Source organism: Ruegeria sp. O4 (assembly GCF_056535125.1).
This window is the reverse complement of record NZ_JBQERO010000027.1, coordinates 1-13,286: the sequence shown is the minus strand read 5'-3', so window position 1 is coordinate 13,286 and position 13,286 is coordinate 1. Positions and strand designations below refer to the sequence as shown.

Sequence of the window (13,286 nt, the reverse complement as noted above, 5' to 3'; positions counted from 1 at the left end):
CCACAAGCCGGTCTCGTGAAATCATATTTTAAACCGTACGGTCGGTCAATAAATTACCGAGCAAATTTCCCTCGCCGGATTTCTCAGACCCGCGCGGGTAAACGTGCAAACCCCCGAAACCGGATGCGCCCGCCCCGTTCGGCGCCGTCGGTGATGCGATAGTCTGGAAAACGGGCCAGAAACCGGCCCACGGCCACCCGGCCCTCCAGACGCGCGAGGGTCAGACCAACGCAGGTATGAGGCCCTCCGGCAAAGGCGTGATGCTTGTTGGGGCGTCTGTCCAAGATCATCTCGTCGGGCTGGTCAAACTGCCGTGGATCACGGTTGGCCGCACCGATACACAGATGAACATCAGTACCAGCCGGAATGGACTGACCGTGGAACGTTACATCAACGGTGGTCAGGCGATTGCCGAACTGGTTCGGGCTTTCCAGCCGCAGAAACTCGTCCACGGCCGAACCGATCAGATCCGGGTCGGCCAGCAACTCCGCCCGCTTGTCGCGGTGCCGGTTCAACAGCTCCAATGCGTTGCCGATCAGGTTCGTTGTGGTCTCATGCCCAGCATTCAGGATGAAAATGCAGTTCTGATACAGCTCGACCTCGGTCAGGCCACCATCCGTGTCGTCCTGGATCAGCCGGGTCAGGACATCCGTTGCCGGATCTCCGGGGTTGGCGCGACGATCCTCGATGATATGCCGCAGGAAGTCCTTGAAGTCCGAGACCGAGCGATTACCCCACTCTTCCTGCTCCGGCGTCAATTGCGGCTCCAACGCACCAAGAATGGCCAGAGACCAATCGCGCAATGGCCCGCGTTCGGATCGTGGTATACCCAGCAGATTGCCGATGATCTCGATCGGGATTGCCCCGGCAAAATCCTCGATCAGTTCGACGTTGCCCTTGACCTGCATCTCGTCCAGCAGCCCATCGACAAGCTGGATCAGACCCGGTTCCATTTGCGCCAACGCGCGCGGATTCATCGCGCCGACCATTACCTTGCGAACACGGGTATGCAGCGGCGGGTCATTAAACACCAAACTGGTGGTGTGGTGTTCATACAAGGGGCTGTCGACCCCGTATTTGGGACCAAATACCGCTTTCTTGTCCGATATGAATCGCGAGGTGTCCCGGTAAACAAGGTCCAGATCCTCGTATCGGGACAGGATAACCGATCCGTCACGTTGCCAGCAGACGGGCGTATCTTCGCGCATAACGGCGTAGGCAGGATAGGGGTCTGTGTGAAACCCGTCCGGAAGCGCGGTCAGAGAGAACATCAGTGCCCCATCGCCCCCATTTGTTCAGGCAGAACCAACACTAACCATGGCACCAGAACGATCAGGGCCAGCCGGAAGATATCCGCCACCCAGAACGGAGTAACACCCTTGAAGATTGTTCCTGTTGACACATCTCCGACCACGCCTTTCAGAATGAAAACGTTCAATCCGACGGGTGGAGTGATCAGGCTGATTTCGGTCACGACAACCACAACAATGCCGAACCAGATCGGGTCATACCCCAACGACGTGACCAGCGGGAAAAAGATCGGCACTGTCAGCAGCAGCATCGACAGGGATTCAAAGACGCAACCCAAAATGATGTAGATCCCAAGGATCATCAGGATCACCACAAAAGGTTCAACGTCATAGGCCGTAACCAACGCGATGAGCGCTTCGGGCAGACCGGCAAGGTTGATGAAATTCGAAAAGATCTGTGCCCCGATCAGAACCGAGAACAATGCCGCGGCGGTATAGGTGGTTTCCTTCAGCACCTCAAAAGTCGACCCCAAAGTAAGCCCGCCTCGTGACAGCGCGATCAGGAAAGCGCCCATTGCGCCCATGCCTGCCGCCTCGGTCGGGCTGAAGGTCAGGTTCAGTGGATGAAAATCGAATGCACCGTACAATCCGCCAATCACCAGAAAGAACAGCAGCAATACGGCCCAGACTGAGCGCACCGCCGACAGACGCTCGGCCCAGCCGTGACGTTCACCCGCCGGTCCCGACTCGGGCTTGCGTGCGACGGTCCAGCGCACGGCGAGCAGGTAGAACAGAATGCCAAGCAGGCCGGGAATGATACCCGCAACGAAAAGCTTCCCAATCGAGGTTTCGGTCAGCAGCCCGTAGATGACCAGGATCACCGACGGCGGAATAAGAATTCCAAGTGTGCCGCCCGCTGCAATCGATGCTGTCGACAGCTCGTCGGAATAGCCATAGCGGCGCATCTCCGGCATTGCGACCTTGGACATGGTGGCCGCCGTTGCCAGAGACGAGCCGCAAATGGCTGAAAAGCCTCCGCATGCCGCAACCGTCGCCATGGCGATACCACCCCGAAAATGGCCCAGAAAAGCGTTTGAAACTGCGTAAAGCTCACGCGCAAGCCCACCCTTGTTCACGAATAGGCCCATAAGGATGAACAGCGGGACCACCGACAGGCCGTAATCCTGCGCGGTGTCGGTGATCTGACGACCCACCATCGACATCGCGGCCTTTAACCCGCGCTCGGACAGAATGCTGCCGCCGCGTTCATAGGCAAAGCCAAGCGTTCCGACCAATCCCATTGCAAACACGATAGGCAAGCGCACTAGCACAAGAACAAGAACAAGAACAAAACCGATCAGCGCAGCGGTCATTGGGGGTGCTCCGACAAGGTATGGGGGGCAAAGAAGTGCAAGAAGCCGGTGATGATCATTGCAACAGCGGTGATCGCTATGAACCCCGAGATAAACCAGCCTACATAGAAGACTGGGATCGAAAGATATTCCGTGACGTCCCCGTAATCCCGCGCACGTTCAGCCAATACCCAGACACGCTGAATTGGCCAAAAAAGCATAATGCCAGAGAACAGATACACAATTGCATCACGTACCCGACTTAACCGCAGGCGTGAAAACAGCCCATCCGTCAAATCCACAGCGATTTGACCCTTCCCTGCCGAGATCATCGGCAAGACCGAGAACACGAGGACGGCCATCAGGATCCGGGTCAGTTCCGTGGCCGCCTCGATCGGGGCATTGAAAACAGAACGTAGGATGACATCAAAGAAGGTCATCACCATCAGGATGAACAGCGCGGCACAGGCCAGCAGCGTAGGCACGATACTGACGCGACGCGCAAAGGTCACGAGAGATTGCATAACGGGTCCCCAGCGGGTGAAATCGGCTGGCGGATCGCATCCGCCAGCTCGACTGCGTTATTGCGCAGCCATTTCATTTACGATCATGTCATAGGCTGCCTGGGCGTCGATGCCTGTGCCATTGACTTCGTCGATAACCTTGGCGCGTACATCCGCAGCAATCGCATTGAACTTTTCCAGATCTTCAGCGGATGCGGCATGGATCGCGTTGCCTTCGGTGCCTTCGGTTTCTTCCCGGCCGATCGCATCGATCTCATCCCAGATTTTGCCAATTTCACGGCTCAGTGGTTCACCGAAAACGTTTTCTTCCAGCGCTGCCTGCAGATCGGCGGGCAGGTCAGCAAAAGTGTCCTCGTTCATGATAAAGGCAAACGAACCGCGATACAGGCCGCCAGGGACCTCATAAACGTTCTGGGCCACTTCCGTCAGCTTGAAACCTTTGCGGGATTCAAAGGGCATGACGACGCCATCTGCGGCCTTGGAGGCCAGGGTTTCATACACTTTCGGTGCAGGAACCTGGATACCGGTTGCACCCAACGCCGTGCCCACGTCACCGCCAACACCGCCGGGGATGCGAACCTTGAGGCCCGAGACTTCGTCCAGCGACGTCACCGGACTGCTGGAATGCAGCTGAGCCGGACCATGTGTGTGCAAAGCGATCACTTTCACACCACGGTGTTCATCTGCCGCCTTCAAATGTGTGTCATATGCGCGCCAATATGCGACCGACGCAGCCTCGGCCGAGCCTTCATATCCGGGCAGTTCGATCATCTTGGTGGTGACAAACCGGCCCGGCTGATAGCCGTGGAAAATGATCGAGGCATCAGCGGCGCCATCCATGATCAGGTCCATCTGCGCAGGGGGCGGGGCAAGGCCCAGCTTCAGCTCAGCGGTGACCTGACCATCGGTGGCCTCTTCGATCATCTCGACGAATTTCGGCCACATCTTGGCATTGATGCCATGGGTCGGCGGGGCCCAGCTGGAAATGGTCAGCGTATAGTCTGCCGCAAGCGCCACTGTACCTGAAACGGCCAGTGCAGCTGAGGCAAGAAGTGTGCTCAACCTTGTGAATTTCATAGTTCTGTCTCCTCCCTGTGAAACATGAGTCAAGAATGCGTTAATGGTCACTTTTGTAACCATCAACTTGTTAATTGTCTCCAAGACAGCCCGCGACGCGCCATGAACCGGGGCTTTCCTTGGCTACGGTTTCCATCATTGCGTGCGACGTGTTGGCTCCGATTTCCTTGCAATAGTTCATCGGCCCGCCGCGCCAGCGCGGAAAGCCGTAGCCGTGAATTTGAACCATATCGACGGCTTCCGCGGACTCGGCGATCCCCTGCTGAATGATCAACGCGCCCTCGTTGGCCAGCACCGCCAAAATGCGCGACACGATTTCGTCCTGCGCGTATGCCCGCCGCGTTACGCCCCGTTCAGCCGAGTAGGACTCGATCAATGCCTCCACTTCGGGATCGCGGATTGATTCGCGATGACCCTCTTCGTAGCGATACCATCCTTTGCCCGTGCGTTGGCCAAGACGACCCATCTCGCAAAGTTGGTCAGCGATCGTCACATAGCGTTCGTTCGGGTCGCGGGTTGCGGCATTGCGTTTTCGGTTGGCCCAGGCGATTTGGAGGCCTGTCAGATCTTGCAGCTCGTAAGGCCCCATGGGCATCCCGAAAGCTCGCATTGCCTGGTCCACCTGATAAGGCAACGCCCCATCCGCCAGCAAATAATCAGCCTCGCGCCGATACGCAGCCAACATCCGGTTGCCAATAAAACCATCGCAGATGCCCGACACGACAGAAACCTTGCGAAGCCTTTTTCCAAGCGCAAACCCGGTAGCGACAACTTCGGGCGAAGTTTGCGGCGTATGCACGACTTCCAACAGCTTCATGACATGGGCAGGGCTGAAGAAGTGCAGACCAATGCACCGCGATTGATTTTCGATACCTGCGAAGATCTCGACCGGGCTCAAGTACGACGTGTTCGTGGCCAGAATCGCGTCACGCTGCATATGGCTGGCCAATTCTGCAAAAACCTGTTGCTTGATTGACAAGTCTTCAAACACAGCCTCGATAGCCAACTGAACGTCGGCAGCTTCGGAGTAGCTGTCAACGGCGCAAAACGCGGCAAGGCGTTCCTGCAGCTGTGCTTCGGACATGTTGCCCCGCTTGACTGCCCCCTTTAGCAGCCCCTCTACCCGATCACGGGCTGCGGTCGCTGCTTCCGTATCCCTCTCGATCAGAGTGACCGACAACCCGCCATTCAGGGCTGCGGTGGCGATCCCCGCCCCCATCAACCCGCCACCGACAACTGCGATCCGGCTGATATCGCGCGGGGTAACACCTGCGATCATTGAAGGTCTGGCAACCTTGCGCTCGGCAAAAAAGGCGTATCGCAGGGCGCGGCTTTCAGGGCTTTGACGCAGCGCCAGATGGCGCACACGCTCTTTCGGCTGTGCAACAGCAAAGGGTTCGGACGACCAGCTGAGCGCGGTCAGGTTTTCCAGCGGTGATTGCTGACCCCTGGCGGTTCTTTTCAAAGCCTGACGGCTCGTCTTCAGAAGGTCAGACGCGACTTCGCCGACGGGCCGTTGACTGACAGGTGCCGGGCGCTTTGGCAGGTTGGCGACAAAATCCAGAACAGCCGACATTGGGTTATCGGCAATCAGGTCAATTCCCCCGAGATTGGCCATTTCTTCGGCTTTCAGGATTTTTCCCGAACAGGCGATGTCGACCGCCGCTTCCATTCCAACAAGGCGCGGCAATCGCTGCGTGCCCCCCGCCCCCGGGATCAGGCCCACATTGACTTCCGGCAGCCCAAAGCAGGTGCCCGGCGCTGCGATCCGCCACGCGCAGGCCATGGCAATTTCAAACCCGCCACCCAACACGTTGCCGTGCATACAGGCGATAAACGGCACATTACTGTCTTCGATTTTCTGAACAACATCAGGCAAATGCGGCTCAACCGGAGCCGCGTCAAACTCGGACATATCACCGCCCGCGATGAATGTCCGACCGGCGCAGCACAGGACGGCAACCCGAGCTTTCTGAACTGCATCGACCGCGTCGGCCAGACCCTGCCGAACGCCCGTCGAGGTTGCGTTCACCGGCGGGTTGTCGACCGTGACCCAGGCCACGTCGCCCTTAAAGTCAACACTCACCAGCGACGGTTGCGGCATTTGCAATCCCTTTGATCAGTCCAGATTCGGTTCGGGTTTATATATTGACCAACCGTTCGGTTAATGCAATGATTAAGTTGTCACGGGAACAGATGAGACAGCCATGAGCGATACGATCCTTGTACATAATCACGGAAACTGGGTTGAAATAACCCTGAACCGCCCCGACAAGCTGAACTCGTTCAATGAGGAGATGCATCTTGCCCTTCACGACGCGCTGAAGAGCGCGCGCGAAAATGGTGCCCGCGCGATTTTGCTGACCGGCGCAGGGCGCGGTTTTTGTGCGGGTCAGGACCTTGGAGACCGCGATCCCTCGAAAATGGATGGCCCGCCCGACCTGGGCAAAACTGTACGCACTTTCTATGCCCCTCTGGTGCGACTGATCCGGTCTTTGAATTTCCCGGTTGTTTGTGCCGTAAACGGCGTGGCCGCGGGCGCGGGCGCAAACCTTGCACTGGCCTGCGACATGGTTTTGGCCGGGGAAAGCGCAAAGTTCATTCAAAGCTTTTCCAAGGTCGGGCTGATTCCGGACACAGGCGGCAGCTGGCACCTGCCCCGATTGTTGGGCGAGGCGCGCGCAAAGGGGCTGGCCCTGACAGCATTGCCCCTAACCGCCAAGCAGGCCGAAGACTGGGGGTTGATCTGGAAGGCGTTGCCCGATGATCAGCTGATGACCGAAGCACGCGCTCTTGCCGCGCAACTTGCCAACGGCCCCACCCTTGGGTTGGGCCTGACCAAGCAGTGCATTCAAACAGCAGCCACCACATCCTTGTCCGATCAGCTTGAAATTGAAGCGGACGCGATGAAAACCTGCGGGGAAAGTGCTGATTACGCCGAAGGCGTGTCCAGTTTCCTCGAAAAACGCGCACCGCATTTTCAGGGAAGATGATGATGATGACCCCAAAAGAACGCGCCCAAAAATCCGCGGCAGCGATGTGGGCCAATGACGAAGCCAGTAAATGGTTCGGGATGGAGCTTGTCGAGGTCGATGAAGGGCACGCAGTCCTGTCCATGACTGTTGCGCCGCATCACTGCAACGGACATGGTATTTGCCATGGCGGCGTCACGCACGCTCTTGCTGACAGTGCTTTCGCCTTTGCCTGCAACAGCCGGAATGTTGCAACTGTAGCGCAGCATACGATGGTCAGCTATCTTGCACCGGGACGGAAAGATGACCGCCTGACTGCTACCGCGACAGAAGTGAACCTGTCCGGTCGCAGCGGCATCTACGACGTCCGCGTCATCAATCAAGACGATACTTTGATCGCTGAGTTTCGCGGCATGTCCCGCACCATTGGCGGCCAGAATTTTCAAGAATAGTTTCGTGACTGGAGGAGTTACGCGATGAAAGACCTTTCCCCCAACAAAGCGGACCTTGACCCGATCGAAATCGCCTCGATCGACGAAATTCGCGCCACACAGCTTGAGCGTCTGAAGTGGTCCGTGCGCCACGCCTATGAAAACGTTCCGATGTACAAACAGCGCTTTGACGAGGCTGGCGTGCATCCTGACGATCTTCAGCAGCTTTCGGATCTGTCAAAGTTTCCGTTCACGTATAAAAACGACCTGCGCGACAACTATCCGTTTGGTCTTTTTGCGGTTCCGCGCAGCGAGATAATTCGCCTGCACGCGTCCTCCGGCACGACAGGCAAACCGACAGTGGTCGGCTACACAAAGAATGACATAGACAACTGGGCTGACCTTGGCGCGCGGTCTCTTCGCGCGTCTGGGCTGCGCAAGGGCGACATGGTGCACAACGCCTACGGCTATGGGCTGTTCACCGGTGGGCTAGGTGCCCATTACGGGATCGAACGCCTTGGCGCGACTGTCGTCCCGATGTCGGGCGGGCAGACCGAAAAACAGGTCAACCTGATCAACGATTTCCGTCCTGACGGGATCATGGTTACACCCTCCTACATGCTCAATATCCTTGAACAGTTCCACAAGGCGGGTCTCGACCCACGTGAGAGCTCGCTGAAGGTTGGCGTTTTTGGTGCCGAACCCTGGACTGACGCGATGCGGGCCGAGGTCGAGGCGGCCTTCGACATGCACGCCGTCGATATCTATGGCCTGTCCGAGATCATGGGCCCCGGTGTCGCCAATGAATGCGTTGAAACCAAAGACGGGCCTGTAATCTGGGAGGATCACTTCCTGCCGGAAATCATCGACCCGGCAACCGGAGAAGTCCTGCCCGATGGCGAAACCGGAGAATTGGTGTTCACGACACTAACCAAAGAAGGGTTGCCGATGATCCGCTATCGCACACGCGATCTGACATGCCTGCTGCCGGGGACGGCGCGGTCCATGCGCCGGATGGCAAAAATTACAGGTCGCAGTGACGACATGATGATCCTGCGCGGCGTCAACGTCTTCCCCAGCCAGATCGAGGAACAGGTCATGGCAACGGGCGGTCTTGCCCCCTATTACCAGATCGAGCTCTACAAATCCGGTCGCATGGATGCCATGCGGGTCTTTGTTGAATCCTCCCCCGATTCCACCGACGAGCTGTCAAAAACGGCCGCTGCACGGATGCTGACCAAACGCATCAAGGACGTCGTTGGCGTTTCAACCGAAATTGTAGTAGGTGATCCCGGCGACGTCGAACGCTCTCAGGGCAAGGCGAAGCGCGTTGTAGACAATCGCGATAAGGACTGAGCCGTGGCCCGGACAATTGCCAAAGACCACGACCAAAAGCGGGAACAGATCCTGAAGATGGCGGCAAAAGTGTTTGCCGACCAGGGGTTTGACCGTGCTTCGATGACCCTTTTGGCCAAAGAATGCGGCATCTCGAAAGCAAACATATACCACTACTACGACAGCAAGGATGCCATCCTGTATGACATCCTAGAAACGTACCTGCGTGAGTTGCGGGACCGGATTTGCAATGTTGATCTGGACGGCCTTAACCCCGAACAGAAACTGCGCAAAGCAGTGCGCGAGATCCTTTTTGCCTATCAGGGTGCAGATGACGAGCACCGGGTTCAGATCAGTGGCATGAGCGCGCTGACCGAAGAACAGCAAAAAAGGCTGCGGGACTATCAGCTTGATCTGGTGAACTTTGTCCGCGACATACTTCTGGAAATGTCCCCCGGTTCTTTTGACGGCGCCAAGGACAAGCTTCGCGGAGCGACGATGTCAGTCTTTGGAATGTTGAACTGGTATTACATGTGGAACACCGGCGCAGGCCCCAAAGCCCGCGAAGATTATGCCGATCTGGTGAGCACCCTGACCATGCATGGTGTGCAAAAGCTTTAGGCATGCCCGCTTGGAGAAATCACGCACGGGTGTGGTCTCGTGTGTTGTTCTGAAATCGCAGATCAGATTGGTCGGCTATCCTGAGGCGCGCCAATAAGGACCGTGGCTGCAGCGAGCGCGTGGCCTTCTTTCTTACTTTTTGCGCACCTTCAAATCGTCTAAGAAATTGCGTTTCGCTGCCATGACCTCTTCGTCCGTTATGTTTGATCTGTTCAATTCCAGAAAATACTCTGCGGCTCCAACCGGTTGGACATTCAAGTTACTGACAGGCGTAAGATCATCGGACCTTACGTTCAGCATCGATAGCACCTTTGTGGCGGGAAATAGACGGTCACTCATGTTTGAGGTGTCTAGGGAAACGACGTCGGCTCGGGAGGATACGGCATCCTTAACTCGGGCAACCACACCAGCAAGATCTGCGCCTTGCTGAAGTAGGTCCGCGTATTCCGAAAGGCCTTCCTGAATTCGGTTCGAACGTATGTTTTGCCAATAAACACTCTTAATCCAATCAGAGGCGTTCCTGGTGGTAAAAAAGAAGGTTGCACGCGCGTTACCATCAGCGAACTTCTCGATCTCATCCAATAGCACTTCAGACAAAACCGTTACCATGGAATAAGAATACACATTTTTACGCCCTGGAATCAGGCCCGCAAACTCCTCGTTACTAATCAAAAGCGGTTTGTCTGTTTCGTTTTCAAAGCGCGCCAGAGCTTGTCTTAATTGTTTACGAAACTTATTTAGCACTCGTTCTTCTTGCACTACAGAAAAGCGCCGTGCTGAGAAGCCCGCCTCTTGCAGATCACTCGGAACCAGAATATTCACTCTGCCCTTTAATCGGGAACGATTTCTGAGCAACATTGTTTGCAGTGTTCGAGTGCCTGTTTTATGAAACCCCTGATGTATAACGACTTTCAACATTTTCTTATCTCTCGCTAAACTCTCGTCGAAGTTGCCGGAAAAGCGCTTTCCTCAATACCCTTTCATCCTTCAAAGACCCACAATTGACCTTTGACCTACCCACCGATGGTCCCTCACTCATAACGAGAGTGAGCGTGTTAGATATTCATAGTCTTCGGTTTCGGCTTGGGCAAACTCACCAGCAGCGATGACCTCATACAGGCTGGAAAACTAGGGGAAATCACCATTCAGAGCGATCGCGCCATCATCGGTGATCGCGCCAAAGAAGGTATCCCCTGCAGCACTGAACGTCGCGAACTTCATAGCAGGCTCTCCCAGACATCGCGGATGACATCCGCCGCCATAAGCACGTCATCGCGCGTTGTATCGAATTGCCCGACCTGAAAGCGGATGATCTTGCGGCCATCGAACATGCCTTGCGTCAGGTAAATTCGGCCATCGTCATTCAACGCATCCACCAGCCGCTGCTGCGCGGCGTCATCCCCCGGACAGCGAAAGGAAAACAGGCTTAGGATCGGGCCGGTGGTGATCTCAAACCCCTCTATCGCGCCGATCTTTTCTGCAAGTTCATTGGCCCAGAGCACATGGTTGCGAATTCGGCTCCGCAACCCGTCGAGACCGTATGACCGCATCAAGAACCAGATCTTCAATGCCCGGAACCGTCGACCCAGAGGGATTGTCCATTCCGAATAATTCGTTACCTCTGCCCCTGTGGTCTTGAGGTATTCCGGTTCGATCTTAAGCGTGTTGAGCTGTGGCGTGGCGTCCCGCAGAAACTGGATCGCGCAATCGAACTGCGCCCCCATCCATTTATGTGGGTTGAAGACAATGCTGTCGTAACGATCCGCCCCGGGCCAAAGGGCCTCACGAAGCTCGGGGCAGATCATCGCCGACCCCGCCCAGGCCGCGTCGAGATGCGTATAGAGGTCGTATTTTTGCGCGATGTCAACCACCGCCACCAGATCATCGCAGGCCCCGACACCAGTACCGCCCGTGATTGCAATGATACCGGCGGGAATATGTCCGGCGGCGATGTCACCCTGAATTGCGGTATCAAGAGCCCCAGTATCAATCGCAAAGGTCGGACCACCTGTAGGAAGTTTCACCAGATTGTCCTGACCGATCCCCGCAACCCAGCAAGCCCGATCAATCGATGAATGCACCTGATCCGAGCAGTAGATGCGCAGTGCGCCCTTGGCGTTCAGGCCTTCGCGGTTGCCGGTAAACCCTGTGGCCCGTTCCCGCATGGTCAGAACGGCCGACAACGTGGCGGATGATGCACTGTCCTGAATAACTCCGGTCATACCTTCGGGCAACCCAAGCGCCTGCCGCAGCCAATCGACCATGACACCTTCGACCTCGGTCGCAGCTGGTGAGGTCTGCCACAACATGCATTGCGCCGCGATTGTGGTCACCAGCATTTCAGCCAGCATCGACGGGGGCGCTGCGTTGGCCGGGAAATAGGCAAAGAACCGGGGATGTTGCCAATGTGTAATACCCGGCATCACAATCCGTTCAAAATCGGCCATGACGGCTTCCATGGGCTCGCCACTATCAGGGGGCGATGCCTTTAGCTGGGCCGCGATTTCTCCTGGTGTGGTCTGGGCCCGAACAGGACGTTCAGCAAGTGTCTTGTGGTAATCGGCCGCCCATTTCGAAATGTGCTGACCCCAATGCGAAAACGTGTCCCAATCCATGCGCAAGCCTTCTTTTGTAACTGAGCACCAATTCGTCCAGTCCCCGAACTTACCTGTTCGGCTCGTGGACTAAAGCCGAACAGGAGTGCGTTTTTCAATTGAAAAGGTCCCAGGTTATGCCTTCAGACCGAAAAACTGACATTCGCCTGACCTGTGCCAGAGCTGCCGAAGTAGGGGGTGTAGATGTCGATCTCACCCTTGTAGCTGCCCCAGCCCAGAGCTCCGAACAGCAAAGCAGTGTCATTCATGGCACATTCGCCTGCGCATTTCTTCGCATAGTCCGGCAGCATTTCAAGGAACTCTTCGAACCGTCCCTGTTTCCACATCTCCAGCACGTGCATATCCATCTGGCGGTTGAACTCGCCGTTTACCGCATTCAATCCGTCGACCGAACGCTCATTCGGCGTGAAATCATGGCTGAGTGAGCCAGAGGCCAGTATGGAAACGTTCCGGTCGGAACGCCGGATACCTTCGGCAATGGCCTCACCCCAGACGCGGTTTTCCTGAATCGACGAGAACTGGTTGACTGCAACGGGCAAAACGCGCGCATTCACCCCTTCGTTGATGAAATGCATAGGCAGAAGGGTGCCATATTCCATTCCCATATCGGGGTGCGAATGGCCAAGCGCTCGCTGGCCACGCTCACGCAGAACATCAAGGATGGTTTCCCCCAACGTGTTATCCCCGCGATAATCAAACTCCATGTCTGCCAGCATGTGCGGCAGTTCATGACTGATGAAGCGGCCTTTGTGGTGCTCTTTGGTATTCAGGTGAAACCCCTGATTGGTGATCCAATGGGTGTCGAAAACAAGAAAGGTCTCGACCTCGCGATCTATCGCGTCCTGGCGCAGGCGCGCATACCCATCAATGGCAGACTGCCGGATGCCCTTATATTTCGGCATCGTGTGGGACATCCAGATACTCGGCACATGCGTGATCTTCGCGGCTTGTACGATCTTTCCCATGGCAGTTCCTCCTCGTGTTTACCGACGTCTGTGTACCAGAGCCCTTGCCCGAGTTCACTTCCCCAGCTGCATGATGTTGTGATTTCCGGTTGCGAAGCCGACGTGTTTTTGTTCCATGTAGAACTCGAAGCTCCAGTTGCCGCC

12 protein-coding genes are annotated in these 13,286 nt (G+C 56.3%); 4 read left to right on the top strand and 8 right to left on the bottom strand.

The genetic code is table 11. The features are described 5' to 3' along the window. Positions 1–83: 83 nt before the first annotated feature. The 5 genes from ACR0J7_RS19245 to ACR0J7_RS19225 all read right to left on the bottom strand — a co-directional run bounded on the left by ACR0J7_RS19245 (position 84) and on the right by ACR0J7_RS19225 (position 6,307). The gene (locus tag ACR0J7_RS19245) at positions 84–1,271 is read right to left on the bottom strand and encodes a cytochrome P450 (RefSeq protein ID WP_480489209.1); all 1,188 of its coding nucleotides are present in this window, start codon (positions 1,269–1,271) and stop codon (positions 84–86) included. Further along, on the bottom strand, positions 1,271–2,623 hold the full coding sequence (locus ACR0J7_RS19240; RefSeq protein ID WP_480478172.1) for a TRAP transporter large permease: 1,353 nt from the start codon (positions 2,621–2,623) through the stop codon (positions 1,271–1,273). Before ACR0J7_RS19240 ends, ACR0J7_RS19245 begins: the two co-directional genes overlap by 1 nt. After that, entirely contained in the window at positions 2,620–3,126 is a 507-nt protein-coding gene (locus tag ACR0J7_RS19235) for a TRAP transporter small permease (RefSeq protein WP_209507551.1), read from the bottom strand. The genes ACR0J7_RS19240 and ACR0J7_RS19235 overlap by 4 nt, the downstream gene beginning before the upstream one ends. A gap of 57 nt (positions 3,127–3,183) precedes the next feature. Then, complete coding sequence (locus ACR0J7_RS19230; RefSeq protein WP_480484859.1) at positions 3,184–4,203, bottom strand: TRAP transporter substrate-binding protein; 1,020 nt, start codon at positions 4,201–4,203, stop codon at positions 3,184–3,186. A 70-nt stretch (positions 4,204–4,273) separates the two neighbouring features. Then, complete coding sequence (locus tag ACR0J7_RS19225; RefSeq protein WP_480915321.1) at positions 4,274–6,307, bottom strand: FAD-dependent oxidoreductase; 2,034 nt, start codon at positions 6,305–6,307, stop codon at positions 4,274–4,276. A 103-nt stretch (positions 6,308–6,410) separates the two neighbouring features. Here ACR0J7_RS19225 and paaG point away from each other — a divergent pair, with 103 nt between their 5' ends. From paaG to ACR0J7_RS19205, 4 genes are read left to right on the top strand one after another with little or no spacing between them, the layout of a single operon-like run. Continuing rightward, entirely contained in the window at positions 6,411–7,196 is a 786-nt protein-coding gene (gene paaG, locus ACR0J7_RS19220; RefSeq protein WP_480915319.1) for a 2-(1,2-epoxy-1,2-dihydrophenyl)acetyl-CoA isomerase PaaG, read from the top strand. A gap of 5 nt (positions 7,197–7,201) precedes the next feature. Beyond that, positions 7,202–7,627: a hydroxyphenylacetyl-CoA thioesterase PaaI gene (gene paaI, locus ACR0J7_RS19215; RefSeq protein WP_480915330.1), complete on the top strand. Its 426-nt coding sequence runs from the start codon at positions 7,202–7,204 to the stop codon at positions 7,625–7,627. A 24-nt stretch (positions 7,628–7,651) separates the two neighbouring features. Then, positions 7,652–8,962 carry a phenylacetate--CoA ligase PaaK gene (gene paaK, locus ACR0J7_RS19210; protein WP_267365260.1) on the top strand — a complete coding sequence of 437 codons (1,311 nt, stop codon included), beginning with the start codon at positions 7,652–7,654 and terminating at the stop codon, positions 8,960–8,962. A 3-nt stretch (positions 8,963–8,965) separates the two neighbouring features. Next, complete coding sequence (locus tag ACR0J7_RS19205) at positions 8,966–9,562, top strand: TetR/AcrR family transcriptional regulator (protein WP_480915317.1); 597 nt, start codon at positions 8,966–8,968, stop codon at positions 9,560–9,562. Between the two features lie 132 nt (positions 9,563–9,694). Here ACR0J7_RS19205 and ACR0J7_RS19200 read toward each other — a convergent pair whose 3' ends face one another. From ACR0J7_RS19200 to hpaD, 3 genes are all read right to left on the bottom strand, one after another. After that, complete coding sequence (locus tag ACR0J7_RS19200) at positions 9,695–10,480, bottom strand: hypothetical protein (protein WP_480915315.1); 786 nt, start codon at positions 10,478–10,480, stop codon at positions 9,695–9,697. 299 nt (positions 10,481–10,779) lie between these two features. Continuing rightward, positions 10,780–12,177, bottom strand: a complete 1,398-nt coding sequence (locus tag ACR0J7_RS19195; RefSeq protein ID WP_480912085.1) for a pyridoxal phosphate-dependent decarboxylase family protein — start codon at positions 12,175–12,177, stop codon at positions 10,780–10,782. Between the two features lie 122 nt (positions 12,178–12,299). Beyond that, positions 12,300–13,142, bottom strand: coding sequence for a 3,4-dihydroxyphenylacetate 2,3-dioxygenase (gene hpaD, locus ACR0J7_RS19190; RefSeq protein WP_480915313.1), 843 nt, complete (start codon positions 13,140–13,142; stop codon positions 12,300–12,302). Between the last annotated feature and the right edge of the window lie 144 nt (positions 13,143–13,286).